Below are 14,311 nucleotides of genomic sequence, written 5' to 3' on the forward strand. Positions count from 1 at the left end.
AATTTTTATAAAAACATGCTAGAATAGAGAAGAATTTAGGGAAAGAGAGGAACAACATGCTTACAACTGAAGATTTTGATTTTGAATTACCGGAAGAACTGATCGCCCAAACGCCATTAAGTGATCGCTCAAGTTCCCGTTTATTAGTGGTTGACCGCGAGACTGGCAAATTTGAGGACAAGCACTTCTATAACATCATTGATGAATTGGAACCAGGGGATGCCTTGGTGATGAATGATACGCGGGTATTACCAGCTCGTATCTATGGCGAAAAACAAGAAACAGGTGCCCATCTGGAAATCCTTTTACTGAACAATATTGAAGGGGATACGTGGGAAACCTTGATCAAGCCAGCCAAAAGAGCCAAAGTCGGCACGAAGATCACCTTCGGCGACGGACGATTAGAGGCAGTGGTGGAAGAAGAGCTCGATCACGGCGGCCGGATCATTCGTTTTCAATACAAAGGAATCTTTTTAGAGATTCTGGAATCACTTGGCGAAATGCCGTTACCGCCTTACATCAAAGAACGGCTAGAAGACCCAGACCGCTATCAAACGGTTTATGCCAAAGAAAACGGCTCAGCGGCCGCACCAACTGCCGGCTTGCATTTTACCCCAGAATTGCTAGAGCAGATTGCAGCGAAAGGCGTCAAGCTGGTTTATCTGACTTTGCACGTTGGTTTAGGAACGTTTCGTCCAGTCAGTGTCGATAATATCGCTGATCATGAGATGCACAGCGAATTTTACCGTTTGACAGAAGAAGCTGCCGCACAATTGAACGATGTTCGGGCAAATGATGGCAAGATCGTTGCAGTCGGAACGACTTCGATCCGTACATTAGAAACCATTGGGACCAAGTTTGATGGGCAAATCAAAGCCGATAGTGGGTGGACGAGTATTTTTATCACGCCAGGCTATCAGTTTAAAATCGTGGAAGCTTTTTCTACCAACTTCCACCTACCAAAATCAACCTTAGTGATGTTAGTCAGTGCCTTTGCAGGACGCGACCTAACACTTTCTGCCTACCAGCATGCTATTGATGAGCGATATCGCTTCTTTAGCTTTGGCGATGCGATGTTCTTAAAATAAACAAAAAAACTGAGCGACGTAAGCGGCTCTTTAAGTTGAATCAATTTCTCAACTTTTAGAACTGCTTTTTTTGTCGCCCAGCTTACTACTAGAGGAAGGTATAAGTGGTGGTCGCTTTTTGTGGTCCATGCAAAGCAATGTTTCTCGAAAATTTGTTTTCATTTACAAACTTACACATGTTTCGTGTATTCCGATACAAAATGAGACGTATCATTTTTCGATATGGAAATGTTCGATCCTTGTTACGTTTTTCTTCTTGTTACTTTACACGTTTGGTACTAGGTGAAACTTGTACGTTCAACAACTTTTAGTAGATTGAGTTTGCGATATTTACGAAAACCACCAACAGAGTTGCTACCTTCCTTACACGTATACTATAACACGAAACGGAAGCGTTTGCAAAAGAAAACGATTCTTTTCTTCAAAAAAAAAGACCGGCGAACCGATCTTTTAAGCAAGTGCTCGTTTAGGCAGATTGTCATAGAATGCTGCTTTGGTTGCACTGATGTATGGCGTCAACCATAAGTAGCCAATTCCTGCTGTCATGATGGCCAAAATGTGCCAGCCGATGAAGCTCAGATCAAGGATGAACAGTTGACCTTTGTAGCCTTTCATTAAATGACGGCTACCTGTGATGCAGCTGAGAAAATCTGGCCGCATGCCCGTTTCTTCATAGGTATCATAAAAGACAAAATATGCTTGAGAATAAGAATAAGCTTTAATGATCCCAGGAATGATAAACAGGAACGTCCACAACGTCGTGAAAATAGTCGACAGAATATAGATGACGATGATCCCTAACACGAAAGCGCCACTGAAGCCGCGAAAGACATCAGAAAAAGGCTGGATCGATTGCTTCTTACCGCGTAAAATGTCAAGGAAAGTCCAAGAGATCCCAGCACCGAATAAGGCAGAAAATAGACCGCTGATCAAACCGCCACCACTGCCGCTGCCACTTCCTCCTGCGGAATTGACTGCGTCAGTGGAACCAAGATCATTAAACATACCGCTTTGATACAATGGAATAACAGCAAGAACGATAATGACGAGTGCGATAGCGATCGAGATCAAAGTCGGTACAATACACATCAAAACACTGTCTTTCCAGCGGCCTCTCAGGATTGCTTTTGCTTCTGCTTTTAGTTCTCTATTTGATTTCATTTCAAAAAACCTCCCTTCAATATAAATAACATGATAGCAAACTTTCGCTAAATCTTCAAAAAAAAGTAATAGATGTTTCGCATAACTAGGAGAAAATACTCTTAGTTTCTTTAAACTTCCTTGCAAAATGTAAGGGCAACCCTTATCATAGATAGCGTTGCACAGTTAATTGAGTTTAGAGAGAAAGTAGGGAAATGAATGACGGAACCAGCCATTCGTTATCGTCTGATAAAGAAAGAAAAGCATACCGGTGCCCGTTTAGGCGAACTGATCACGCCTCACGGAACCTTTCCAACGCCAATGTTCATGCCAGTCGGCACATTAGCAACGGTTAAAACCCTTGCCCCTGAAGAGTTGAAAGAAATGGGTGCAGGCGTCATTTTAAGCAATACCTATCACTTGTGGTTGCGTCCAGGAGAAGACATTGTTGCAGAAGCAGGCGGCTTACATAAATTTATGAATTGGGATCAACCGATCTTAACAGATTCAGGTGGTTTCCAAGTCTTTTCATTAGCCGAAATGCGCAACATCGTCGAAGAAGGTGTCCATTTCAAAAACCATTTGAATGGGTCGAAAATGTTTTTATCTCCTGAAAAAGCGATTGATATCCAAAACAAATTAGGATCAGATATCATGATGAGTTTTGATGAGTGTCCGCCATTTGATGAAAGCTATGACTACGTCAAAAAATCGGTGGAACGGACGTCTCGCTGGGCAGAACGTGGCTTGAAAGCTCATGCCAATCCAGATCGTCAAGGCTTGTTTGGGATCATTCAAGGTGCAGGCTTTGAAGACTTGCGCAAGCAGAGTGCCCAAGACTTGATTAGTATGGACTTCCCAGGTTATTCTATCGGCGGCCTGTCAGTTGGCGAACCAAAAGCGGAAATGAATCGCGTGTTGGAATTTACGACTCCTTGGATTCCAGAAAACAAACCACGTTACCTGATGGGCGTTGGGGCAGCTGACTCCTTGATCGATGGCGTGATTCGCGGTGTCGATATGTTCGACTGCGTTTTACCAACACGGATCGCAAGAAACGGTACCTGTATGACTTCAAAAGGTCGTTTAGTCGTGAAAAATGCGCAATATGCCCGTGACTTTCGACCAATTGACGAGAAGTGTGATTGCTATACATGTAAAAACTATTCTCGTGCGTACATCCGCCACTTGATCAAATGTGATGAAACCTTTGGTATGCGTTTGACGTCTTACCACAATGTCTACTTCTTATTGAATCTGATGAAAAATGTCCGTCAAGCCATCATGGATGACAACTTGTTGGAGTTCCGTGAGCATTTTATTGAAGAGTATGGGTTCAACAAGGAAAATGCGAGGAATTTCTAACATTCTCTACTAAAATGGTGGGAATAATAGAGGAATTCTGATAAAGTATCTTATAGGAAAGAAAATAAATCGAGGTGAAAAAAATGGCACAATCTTTACCAATGCTCTTTATGCTGGTTGCTTTAGTGGCAATGTGGTTCTTTATGAGTCGTTCACAAAAGAAACAACAGCAAGAGCGTAAAAATCTTTTAGAAAATATGAAAGCTGGCGATGAAGTCGTAACCATCGGCGGACTCCACGGCGTTCTTTCTGAAGTCAACACAGAAAAAAGCACCGTGATCATCGACTGTGAAGGAATTTTCTTAGAGTTTGATCGTTCAGCGATCCGCACAGTGAAACCTGGAACTGTTGCATCCGTTGAAACACAAATCGAACCAGCTGATGTCGAAGACGCAACGAGCATCCAAGACGAAACCAAAGAATAAGCACAAACGCACCGTCGCTTTCTCAGAAGCGATGGTGCGTTTTTTAGTAGTCGGACAGTTTCTAAAATAAAACAAGCACCGCAGCAAAACAGAGATCGCTCGTTTTGCTGCAGTGTTTTGATTGCCTTCGCTACTCGATCGGAATCAGTTTCTTTGACGCTTGTTTGCCTTGATCTTTTGGCAACGTCAATTTCAAAATTCCTTCAGCGTAAGAGGCTTTGATTTCATCCTCTTTGACGTTTTCTAACAGGTATTGTCGCCGAACGCTTGTCAAGCTGCGCTCGCTGCGAACCAGACGTCCTTTTTCATCTTCGGTCGCATGATCCGTCTGGTGTTGTCCCGTAATCGTTAAAACCCCATTCTCATAGGTTACTTGAATATTTTCCTTAGGGATGCCAGGCAGTTCTGCTTCAACGAGAAATTCCTTGTCATTCTCGTGAATATCGGTTTTGATCAGGTTCGATGGAAACCCATCAAAAAAACTGCGGCCAAAATCTTCAAAGAAATCAAAAGGTGTCATACTGTATGAATCTGAGCGGCGTGGCACAATCTCATGTGTCATAAGAATCATCCTTTCTTTATTCTTTTGTTTTTACACTTTTTATTTTATTCATTTTTTAGCGAATTTCAAGTGATTTACTCGCTTTAAAAAAATCTTAAAAAACCTTTTATACCAACGTTTTACTCCTTGATTTTGGCGTTTTTTTACATTGCTTTGTTTCCATTTCCGCCTTCATTTCTCCTGCTTTTTTCGCGTGACAGTATATACTTAATGATATATACTAAAAGCGAAGTGGAGGAGGAAAAACATGGCACGTTATAGAAAACGAATGCTTGTTGCTTTGATCTATGCATTGTTGTCGTCGATTGCTTTAAATCTCTTTTGGCTGCCGGGAAATATTTATGCGAGTGGGATCACTGGTTTGTCGCAATTGTTGTCGCAGCTTTTAGACGAGCAGTTGAATCTGCAGCTTTCGATCCCGCTTTTGGTGCTTTTTTTTAATGCGCCATTGTTAGCGGTTGCTTGGGTCAAAATCGATCGAGAATTTACCATCATGACGGTTTGTACCGTCGTCCTGTCTTCTGTTATGATGAAGGTGGTACCGGTCATTGCTTTAACGACCGATCCGGTGATCTGTGCCGTGTTCGGCGGATTGCTGCACGGGGTGTCGGTGGGCTTGACATTGAACGACGATTTTTCAACGGGTGGGCTTGATATTTTAGGGATTTTAGTGAAAAAAGCCACTGGTAGAAGTATCGGCAGTTTCTTTATCGGCTTCAATGTCAGTTTGCAGCTAGCAGCCGGGCTGATCTTTGGCTGGCCCTATGCTTTTTATAGTGCCATTTCCTTCTTCATCAGTGGGCGGATGGTCGACTACGTCAACCTGAAGCAGCGGCGTGTGCAGCTGCTGGTCGTTACAGAAAAAGCAGAACCCGTCATTACGACGCTGCAATGTGCCTTGCAGCGAGGCATCACGGTCATCAACGATGTCGAAGGTGGATTTGATCATCAACAGAAAAAACTATTATTACTTGTCATTTCCCATAGAGAACTCAAGACCGTCGAAGGCATGATCCAAGGAATCGATGAACAAGCGTTTGTCAGTGTTTCTTCTGGCGTCAGTGCCAATCGATCGTTTTATGAATGGTAGCAAAGTGAAAGAAAGTAGGAGAGACGTTGAAAAAACAAGCAGTATTTCAAGAAGTTGCCCAGCAGATTGCGCAACGGGTTCATGAAGGTACGTACGTGACGAGCCAAAAACTTCCTTCCGATTATGATTTAGCAGAGGAATTTCAGTGCAGCCGTTTAACGGTGCGCAAAGCCATCGATTTATTGATTGCCCAGAATTTGTTAGTGAAAGAAAAAGGCAAAGGAACCTATGTCATGAAACAGCCCAAGATCCAAAGCGGCTCTGGCGGCCTCCAAAGTTTTACCGAGACCGCCAAGATCCAAGGGAAAAAGACCCGTACGGAAGTTTTGCATATCGAAACCGTCAAAGAACTCCCGATAGAGATTGGTCAGCTGTTTGGCGATTATGGCAAGGAACCGATCGTTTATTTGGTGCGCTTGCGTTACTTTGATGATGAGCCGATGACGGTGGAAAATCTTTACGTACTGAAACGCTATCTGCAAGAAGGCACCGCAGAACTCACGAAAGCTCAATTAGAGTCGTCTTTATATCAAGTCATTGAAGCCAACATCGAGATTGGTTATTCCCATCAAGAGGTGGAAGCTGTGAAAAGTCCTGCCGATATTGCGAAACTTTTACAGGTGCCTCAAGAGGAACCGATGCTTTTGGTCCATTCGATGACCTATTCCGCATCAGCCAAACCGATCTTATACGATACATCCTATTACCGAGCAGACAAATACACCTTCAAAAATACATTAGTGCGTCAAAAATAAAATCAATCCTTTAGAGGTGAAGACAATGGATCCACTCACAGCAAGTATTGAAGCCAATTGGCCAGAATTTCTCACGCTTTTGGACGAAGTGATGCAGATCGCAAGCGTCAAAGGTGAGCCGGGGCCCCATGCGCCTTATGGCACAGGACCACGAGAAGTGTTAGCATACGTCATGGAAAAAAGCGCAGCATACGGGTTTCAAACAACGGTCATTGATGATGCGATCGGCTATGCCCATTGGGGACCAACGGATACCGACTATATCGGTGTGTTAGGACACTTGGATGTCGTCTCGGCAGGTTCTGGCTGGAGCTACCCACCCTTTGCACTAACTGAAAAAGACGGCAACTTTTATGGCCGAGGGATCTTAGATAACAAAGGCCCGATCATCAGCTGTTTGTTTGCCATGAAATTATTGAAAGACCTTGGTCATCAACCGCAATTACCGCTGCGGATCATTTTCGGTACAGATGAAGAAAGCGGCATGTCGGATATCCCGCATTATCTAGCGGTTGAGCAGCCACCGCGTTTTGGTTTTACGCCAGACTGCAAGTATCCAGTGGTTTACGGCGAACGAGGTGTCGTCAATGTGCAACTTGATTTTCCATTGCCCGCCCAAGAACAGCAGCTGTTAGCGGCGTTTTCTGGCGATCAATTCCGCGATCATGTACCAGACCACCTATCGGTAACCGTAGGCAGCCAGTCCTTTGAAGCACTAGGCAAACGTTCCCCTAGCAATGCCCCTGAGCTAGGGGACAATGCCATTACAAAGCTTGCCCAGCAAGCAGCACCGCAACTAGCAGCGACACCATCCTTGCAAGCAGCTTTGCAGTGGATCGCCCAAAGTTTTCACCAGCAGCACTATGGCGAAGGCATTGATTTGGTACTAGAAGATGCTGATTCAGGAAAGTTGATCTTGACCCCTGTGGTTCTCCAAAAATCCGCCAGTGGACTAGCGTTAGAAGTGGCCTTTCGCTATCCGGTATCGGTAACGGAGGAACAAGTACTCGCTGGGGTGCAAAAGGCATTGCCAAAAGGGGCAAGTCTTACGATCCTTCGCAGCATTCCGGGGTTCTGCCGATCAAAAGATGCCCCCGAAATCCAAACGCTATCGACGATCTATCACCAAGTAACGGGCAATGATCCAACCCCCGTGACGACTACAGGAGCAACCTACGCCCGCAAAATGCCAAACATCCTTGCTTTTGGTCCGTCTTTTCCAGGGCAAAAAGGGATCGCTCATAACCAAGATGAATACATGGCGGTTGCCGATCTGCGGATGAATCTTGAAATTTATTTGCGCAGTTTACAAGCACTGACAAAATAAGCGAAGACGCGAACGAAGAAGAGTTTTTCCAATTTTTTTGAGAAACTCTTTTTTTAGTATAGACATAGTAGTATATACCGTATAGAATATACTTGAAAGCGCTATGAAAAATGGAGGGATATTTATGTGGGGAATGATTGCTACATGGCGGATGGCACACGATGGCGTGCTCGCTGCTAAATCAATATTAGAACAACAAGGCTCCTGCCAAGATGCAGTAGAAACAGCCATTAAAGCAGTGGAAGATTATCCATTTTATAAATCGGTGGGGTATGGCGGGCTGCCCAACGAAGAAGGCGTGTTGGAAATGGACGCTGCCTTCATGGATGGTGATACCTTCAAAATTGGTGCCGTCGCTGGGATCGTCGATGTGGAAAATCCTATTTCCGTGGCACGCCGCCTAAGTGAGGAAAAATTCAATAGTTTTCGGATCGGCCAAGGAGCGGTCGCTTATGCGCTTGCCGAAGGATTCCAGCCCAAAGCGATGCTGACACCGCGAGCCAAAACCATTTGGGAAAAGCGCAAAGCAGAGATCGCTGCCAACAACCTCGATCCCTATGACGGCCACGATACAGTGGGAGTAGTTGCGCTAGATGAACACCAAAGTATGGCAGCAGGAACCTCTAGTTCTGGTTTATTTATGAAAAAAAGCGGTCGTGTCGGCGATTCACCTTTATCTGGTTCTGGTTTTTATGTGGATAGTGAAATCGGCGGTGCCGCTGCCACAGGGTTAGGGGAAGACTTGATGAAAGGCTGCCTTTCCTACGAAATCGTCCGTTTGATGGGAGAAGGGCTAGCACCGCAAGAAGCATGTGATCAAGCCGTTTACGACTTTGAAGCGCGATTGAAGAAGCGCTATGGCAAAGCCGGCGCCTTCTCGCTGATCGCCTTAGATAAACAGGGGCGCTGGGGCGTGGCAACCAATGTAGAATTTACCTTTAGTGTCGCAACCACCAATCAAGCGCCAGCTATTTTTATGGCAACGCCAGGTCCTGAGCAGACAACCATGATCGAGCCTATTACGAAAGAATGGTTGGAAGCGTATGAAGAACGAATCAAAGCGCCGGTCTAACAACCGCGATTGAGAAAAACAAACATTGGAGGAATGGATATGGCAACGAAAAAAATCTATTTGTTTTGTGAAGCTGGAATGTCAACGAGTATCATGGTCAATAAAATGATGGAAGTCGTCAAAAAGCACAACATGCCTTTGACGATCGAAGCATTCCCTGCAATCCATGCAGAAGAAAAAGTCGAACAAGAAAAACCAGTTGCTATTTTGTTAGGTCCACAAGTACGACACTTAGATAGCAAAATGAAAGCAACTTTCGAGCCAATGGGGATTCCAGTCGGCACGATCGCGGCAGAAGCATACGGCATGATGGATGGCGAACGAGCATTGAAAGATGCCTTAAGCTTGATCAAAAAAGCCAAAGCAAAGTAATAAAAGTGTTGGAGTAACAGGGGACTACGTGTTATCTGCCAGATAGCACGCAGATGGGAGGAAGAAAAATGCAGAAATTTTTAAACTGGTTAGAAAAAGTGTTAACACCGATGGCAAAGACGATCGGTGAAAACAAATACTTGATTGCGATTCGTGATGGTTTCTTATTATCCACACCGTTGTTGATCGTGGGGTCACTCTTTTTAGTCTTGACCAATTTTCCGATTCCAAATTGGAACGAGATGATGAGCAGTTTACTGGGAGACAACTGGGCAACGATGTTGAATATGCCAGCAACAGCCAGCTTTGACATTATGACGATTTTAGCCGTTGGTGGGATCGGGTATAGTTTGGCAAAACAGTTTAAAGTTGATGCCATGCAAGCAGCCATTATTTCACTCGTTTCTTTTTTTATCGTGACACCATTTACGACCGTTTTCACACCAGAAGGCTCTACGGAAGTGTATGAAGTTGGCAGCCTGCCATTACGGTGGATGGGTTCCAGCGGTTTGTTCTTAGGGATGGTCGTTGCCTTGATTTCCACCAGAATGTTCGTTGCGTTATTACGCAAAGGGTGGACGATCAAAATGCCTGACGGTGTTCCCCCAACCGTGGTGAAATCCTTTGAGGCATTGATTCCTAGTTTTGTGATCGTGACGGTTTTTATGATCGCCAACTGGTTAGCCAACTTGACGTCTTATGGCAATCTCCAAGAGATCCTCTTTAAGTTCTTACAGACACCGTTGTTAAGTTTAGGAAATACTTTAGGTGCCATGATCATAGCTTACCTATTTTTGCATTTTTTCTGGTTCTTTGGGATCAATGGTTCCAGTGTGGTCGGTGCCGTCTTCAACCCTATCTTACGGGCATTATCTATTGAAAACTTAGATGCTTTCAAGAATGGCGCAGAAATTCCTAACATCATCACCGGTCAATTTCAAGACATGTTCGCGACCTTTGGCGGGGGCGGTTCGACATTATCTTTGATTTTAGTCATGATCTTAGTCTGTAAAAGCCAAAGGGTCAAAAAACTATCACAGTTATCGTTGATTCCAGGTATTTTCGGGATCAATGAACCAATCATCTTTGGGTTACCAATCGTCTTGAATCCAGTTCTGCTGATTCCTTTTGCTTTAGTGCCAACGATCAATATTATTATCTCTTACTTCTGTATGGATCTTGGGTTAGTCAACTATACCAATGGAATTCAGCTGCCATGGACCACGCCACCGATTATTTCTGGTTTCTTAGTCAGTGGTTGGCAAGCGGCCGTGTTACAAGTCTTGTTGATCCTCTTAGGAATGGCTATTTATTACCCGTTTATCAAAGTCTTAGATAATCAATATCTAAAAGAAGAAGCGGATGCCGTTGAACAAGAAGAAGAGGAAATCAATTTTGATGATTTCGATTTTGATGATCTGTAAGAAAAGAGGCACCGCTCATGAAAAAAATAATTTTGATTCTTAATCATGTCACTGCAGGGATGGGAAGTGATGAAAATGCTCAGTTGCCGCCAAGCGGCAAAAAAGCTGCCCTTGGTCCAGGTCGAACCTTGAATCCACTTTTTCAAGAGCAAGACGCACAAATCGTTGCAACGCTTTATTGTGGTGACCAATATTATCACGAGCATCAAGAAGAAGTGAATAAAAAATTTGTGGGGTTTGCCAAAAAATTTGAAGCAGATGCCGTTCTTTGCGGACCTGCGATGCATTATCCTAATTTTGGCGAAATGGCAGCAGGATTGACGAAAGTATTCAATGCGCAAGGAATTCCAGGGGCTGCAGCGATGTCAGAGGAAAACCCAGCAGTGGCAATCTATGCCAAAGACATCTATATTTTGAAGATGCCGAAAAAAGGTGGGATTGGATTGAATGATTCCTACAAAAAGATGGCGCACGTTGTTTCCCAGCTTGCCCACGGGAAGCCTCTAACAGAAGTAGACCAAGAGGATTTGTTTTAAAGAGAAAGACGATCAGCGATGGCTGGTCGTTTTTTTGTCCTCAATAGACACTAATAGCCATTGAAAGAAGGGCAGAATACTAGAGGGAGTATACGGCAATCTTAGATAAAATAGTAGAAGGAAGAGTGATTTTTTTCAAAAGTGAACAAAAATTTTTTAACCTATTGTTCAACTGAGCACATGACATTTTTCTTAATAAAAACCGAAACTTTTGTCCACTTCTTTTCCTTAAAAGCTCTTGAAAACGCTTAATTTAAAGGGAGTTTAATAAAACTGTGAAAAAAATCACAAAAACTATTTACAAACAAAAAAAGATGTTGTATGATTTGTATGTGAAGTAGTTAACAAACAAAACATGTTTAAAAACTAGGAGGACAAACAATGGCTAAGACATTGGAAAAAGAAGTGACAATCGACGTACAAGCAATGATCGACGATTTAGCAACGAAGGCAAATGTGGCGTTAAAAGAAATGGAAAGCTTTGATCAAGAAAAAGTGGACCACATTGTTCATGAAATGGCAATGGCAGCATTAGACAAACACATGCCTTTAGCTAAAATGGCAGTAGAAGAAACTGGCCGTGGTATCTATGAAGATAAAGCAATCAAAAACATGTACGCTTCAGAATATATTTGGAACAGTATCAAACATGACAAAACAGTCGGCGTGATCAATGAAGACAAACAAAAAGGCTTGATCGAAATCGCTGAACCAGTTGGTGTCGTTTGTGGGGTAACACCAACAACCAACCCAACATCTACAACGATCTTTAAAGCAATGATCGCTTTGAAAACACGTAACCCGATCGTTTTTGCTTTCCACCCATCTGCACAAAAATGTTCAGCAGAAGCTGCACGTATCGTTCGTGATGCAGCCATCGCTGCTGGGGCACCTGAAAACTGTGTGCAATGGATCGAACATCCATCAATCGAAGCGACTGGCTTATTGATGAACCACCCAGGAATTGCGATCGTATTAGCAACTGGTGGCGCTGGCATGGTCAAAGCAGCATACTCAACTGGTAAACCTGCATTAGGTGTTGGACCAGGGAACGTACCTGCCTATATCGAAAAAACAGCGAAAGTGAAACGAGCAGTCAATGACTTGATCGTATCAAAAACCTTTGATAACGGAATGATCTGTGCCTCTGAACAAGCAGTGATCGTTGATAAAGAAGTCTATGCCTCTGTGAAAGCAGAATTTGAAGCACATCAAGTATATGTTGTAAAAGCAAAAGAATTACAAAAACTTGAAGATGCCGTGATGAACGAAGGAAAATATGCCGTAAATCCAGCAATCGTTGGACATTCAGCAATGGAAATCGCGAAATTAGCAGGCATCAACGTACCAGAAGGAACAAAATTATTGATCGCTGAACTTGACGGTGTCGGTGCTGATTACCCACTATCAAGAGAAAAACTTTCTCCAGTTTTAGCAATGATCAAAGCAAACAACACAGAAGACGCGTTCGAAAAATGTGAAGCAATGCTTGATTTAGGCGGACTAGGACATACAGCGGTGATCCACACTGAAAACGAAGACTTGCAATTAGCCTTCGGCCTACGCATGAAAGCTTGCCGTATCTTAGTTAACACACCATCTGCAGAAGGTGGTATCGGAAATATCTACAACGAAATGATTCCATCATTGACACTTGGTTGTGGTTCATACGGGAAAAACTCTGTATCACGAAATGTTTCTGCTGTGAACTTGATCAACGTGAAAACTGTAGCGAAACGGAGAAATAATATGCAATGGTTTAAATTGCCACCAAAAATCTTCTTTGAAAAGAACTCTCTAATGTACTTGGAGAAAATGGAAAACGTTGAACGTGTCATGATCGTTTGTGACCCTGGTATGGTTCAATTCGGCTATTGCGATACGGTTCGTGAAGTACTTGCTCGTCGTAAAAATGACGTGAAAATCGAAGTCTTCTCTGACGTAGAACCAAACCCATCAACAAACACCGTTTACGCTGGAACAAAAATGATGGTTGATTTCAAACCAGATACAGTGATCGCCCTTGGTGGTGGATCAGCAATGGATGCTGCCAAAGGCATGTGGATGTTCTATGAGCACCCAGATACTTCATTCTTCGGCGCGAAACAAAAATTCTTAGATATCCGTAAACGGACCTACAAGATCGACAAACCAGAAAAAACGCAATTCGTTTGTATCCCAACAACGTCTGGTACTGGTTCTGAAGTAACACCATTTGCGGTTATCACTGACAGTGAAACACACGTGAAGTACCCATTAGCTGATTACGCATTGACACCAGATGTTGCAATCGTTGACCCTCAATTCGTAATGTCAGTACCTGCTTCTGTTACAGCAGACACTGGAATGGACGTTTTGACTCATGCGATCGAATCTTATGTGTCAGTAATGGCATCTGATTACACTCGTGGATTGAGCTTACAAGCAATCAAGTTAGTCTTTGACTACTTAGAAAAATCAGTGAAAACACCTGATATGGAATCTCGCGAAAAAATGCATAATGCCTCAACAATGGCAGGTATGGCCTTCGCCAATGCATTCCTAGGTATTTGTCACTCAGTAGCCCACAAAATCGGTGGTGAATATGGTATTCCTCACGGACGTACAAATGCGATTCTTTTACCGCACATCATCCGTTACAATGCCAAAGACCCACAAAAACATGCAATGTTCCCTAAATATGACTTCTTCCGTGCCGATACAGATTACGCAGACATTGCGAAATTCTTAGGCCTTAAAGGCAAAACAACGGCTGAATTGGTTGAAGCATTGGCAACAGCTGTTTACGAATTAGGACAATCTGTTGGTATCGACATGAGCTTGAAAGCGCAAGGCGTCACTCAACAAACACTAGATACAACAGTTGATCGTATGGCTGAATTGGCTTACGAAGACCAATGTACAACAGCAAATCCAAAAGAACCACTAATCTCTGAATTGAAACAAATCATCGTTGATGCCTATAACGGCTAAACAATGAATCAAGAACACCCTGCGGTATCTTAGCTGCCGCAGGGTGTTCTTTTGTCGTCTCATTTTTTTGAGAAAGTAAGCTGGCAGTTGCCGCCTTCTTGCCCAGATCAGTTAAGAATGCGAAAAATAGCAATTGAACAGGGCGGTGGATCGTAAAAAAGGAGTGGATGTCTCCACTCCGT

13 protein-coding genes are annotated in these 14,311 nt (G+C 43.4%); 11 read left to right on the forward strand and 2 right to left on the reverse strand.

Annotated features, from left to right (window positions below; all coding sequences use genetic code 11):
• The first annotated feature begins 56 nt into the window (after positions 1–56).
• Positions 57–1,088 (forward strand): tRNA preQ1(34) S-adenosylmethionine ribosyltransferase-isomerase QueA, encoded by a 1,032-nt coding sequence (queA, locus tag IGI86_RS02375; RefSeq protein ID WP_194187897.1) that lies wholly within the window; start codon positions 57–59, stop codon positions 1,086–1,088.
• A gap of 450 nt (positions 1,089–1,538) precedes the next feature.
• Here queA and IGI86_RS02380 read toward each other — a convergent pair whose 3' ends face one another.
• Positions 1,539–2,249, reverse strand: a complete 711-nt coding sequence (locus tag IGI86_RS02380; protein WP_005227331.1) for a DUF975 family protein — start codon at positions 2,247–2,249, stop codon at positions 1,539–1,541.
• Positions 2,250–2,447: 198 nt separating this feature from the next.
• On the opposite strand from IGI86_RS02380, the gene tgt reads away from it, so the two are divergent.
• On the forward strand, positions 2,448–3,593 hold the full coding sequence (gene tgt / locus IGI86_RS02385) for a tRNA guanosine(34) transglycosylase Tgt (protein WP_005227333.1): 1,146 nt from the start codon (positions 2,448–2,450) through the stop codon (positions 3,591–3,593).
• 83 nt (positions 3,594–3,676) lie between these two features.
• Positions 3,677–4,018, forward strand: a complete 342-nt coding sequence (gene yajC, locus IGI86_RS02390) for a preprotein translocase subunit YajC (protein WP_005232170.1) — start codon at positions 3,677–3,679, stop codon at positions 4,016–4,018.
• 130 nt (positions 4,019–4,148) lie between these two features.
• Here yajC and IGI86_RS02395 read toward each other — a convergent pair whose 3' ends face one another.
• Entirely contained in the window at positions 4,149–4,580 is a 432-nt protein-coding gene (locus IGI86_RS02395) for an Hsp20/alpha crystallin family protein (RefSeq protein WP_005227339.1), read from the reverse strand.
• Between the two features lie 247 nt (positions 4,581–4,827).
• Here IGI86_RS02395 and IGI86_RS02400 point away from each other — a divergent pair, with 247 nt between their 5' ends.
• The 8 genes from IGI86_RS02400 (at position 4,828) to adhE (ending at position 14,129) form a co-directional block, all read left to right on the forward strand.
• The gene (locus IGI86_RS02400; protein ID WP_005227341.1) at positions 4,828–5,670 is read left to right on the forward strand and encodes a YitT family protein; all 843 of its coding nucleotides are present in this window, start codon (positions 4,828–4,830) and stop codon (positions 5,668–5,670) included.
• Between the two features lie 26 nt (positions 5,671–5,696).
• On the forward strand, positions 5,697–6,425 hold the full coding sequence (locus IGI86_RS02405) for a GntR family transcriptional regulator, LSA1692 subfamily (protein WP_430617710.1): 729 nt from the start codon (positions 5,697–5,699) through the stop codon (positions 6,423–6,425).
• Positions 6,426–6,450: 25 nt separating this feature from the next.
• Positions 6,451–7,752 carry a Sapep family Mn(2+)-dependent dipeptidase gene (locus tag IGI86_RS02410; RefSeq protein WP_430617711.1) on the forward strand — a complete coding sequence of 434 codons (1,302 nt, stop codon included), beginning with the start codon at positions 6,451–6,453 and terminating at the stop codon, positions 7,750–7,752.
• A gap of 124 nt (positions 7,753–7,876) precedes the next feature.
• Positions 7,877–8,824 carry a N(4)-(beta-N-acetylglucosaminyl)-L-asparaginase gene (locus tag IGI86_RS02415; RefSeq protein ID WP_087664850.1) on the forward strand — a complete coding sequence of 316 codons (948 nt, stop codon included), beginning with the start codon at positions 7,877–7,879 and terminating at the stop codon, positions 8,822–8,824.
• A 39-nt stretch (positions 8,825–8,863) separates the two neighbouring features.
• Positions 8,864–9,196: a PTS sugar transporter subunit IIB gene (locus IGI86_RS02420; protein ID WP_086372588.1), complete on the forward strand. Its 333-nt coding sequence runs from the start codon at positions 8,864–8,866 to the stop codon at positions 9,194–9,196.
• 68 nt (positions 9,197–9,264) lie between these two features.
• A complete protein-coding gene (gene celB / locus IGI86_RS02425; protein WP_034872054.1) occupies positions 9,265–10,620 on the forward strand; it encodes a PTS cellobiose transporter subunit IIC in 1,356 nt (451 codons plus the stop codon).
• 17 nt (positions 10,621–10,637) lie between these two features.
• Entirely contained in the window at positions 10,638–11,156 is a 519-nt protein-coding gene (locus IGI86_RS02430; protein WP_008376052.1) for a GrdB-related putative oxidoreductase, read from the forward strand.
• 381 nt (positions 11,157–11,537) lie between these two features.
• On the forward strand, positions 11,538–14,129 hold the full coding sequence (gene adhE, locus IGI86_RS02435; protein WP_010748754.1) for a bifunctional acetaldehyde-CoA/alcohol dehydrogenase: 2,592 nt from the start codon (positions 11,538–11,540) through the stop codon (positions 14,127–14,129).
• The last annotated feature ends 182 nt before the right edge of the window (positions 14,130–14,311 follow it).

Origin of the sequence: Enterococcus sp. AZ188 (assembly GCF_050544075.1) — a bacterium.
Taxonomy (GTDB): Bacteria; Bacillota; Bacilli; order Lactobacillales; family Enterococcaceae; genus Enterococcus_D; species Enterococcus_D entomosocium.

Coding starts and splice junctions, on each gene's coding strand:
- tgt (WP_005227333.1), top strand. CDS start 2,448: ATGACGGAACCAGCCATTCGTTATCGTCTGATAAAGAAAGAAAAGCAT.
- IGI86_RS02410 (WP_430617711.1), top strand. CDS start 6,451: ATGGATCCACTCACAGCAAGTATTGAAGCCAATTGGCCAGAATTTCTC.
- IGI86_RS02430 (WP_008376052.1), top strand. CDS start 10,638: ATGAAAAAAATAATTTTGATTCTTAATCATGTCACTGCAGGGATGGGA.
- IGI86_RS02395 (WP_005227339.1), bottom strand. CDS start 4,580: ATGACACATGAGATTGTGCCACGCCGCTCAGATTCATACAGTATGACA.
- yajC (WP_005232170.1), top strand. CDS start 3,677: ATGGCACAATCTTTACCAATGCTCTTTATGCTGGTTGCTTTAGTGGCA.
- adhE (WP_010748754.1), top strand. CDS start 11,538: ATGGCTAAGACATTGGAAAAAGAAGTGACAATCGACGTACAAGCAATG.
- queA (WP_194187897.1), top strand. CDS start 57: ATGCTTACAACTGAAGATTTTGATTTTGAATTACCGGAAGAACTGATC.
- IGI86_RS02415 (WP_087664850.1), top strand. CDS start 7,877: ATGTGGGGAATGATTGCTACATGGCGGATGGCACACGATGGCGTGCTC.
- IGI86_RS02400 (WP_005227341.1), top strand. CDS start 4,828: ATGGCACGTTATAGAAAACGAATGCTTGTTGCTTTGATCTATGCATTG.
- IGI86_RS02420 (WP_086372588.1), top strand. CDS start 8,864: ATGGCAACGAAAAAAATCTATTTGTTTTGTGAAGCTGGAATGTCAACG.
- IGI86_RS02380 (WP_005227331.1), bottom strand. CDS start 2,249: ATGAAATCAAATAGAGAACTAAAAGCAGAAGCAAAAGCAATCCTGAGA.
- celB (WP_034872054.1), top strand. CDS start 9,265: ATGCAGAAATTTTTAAACTGGTTAGAAAAAGTGTTAACACCGATGGCA.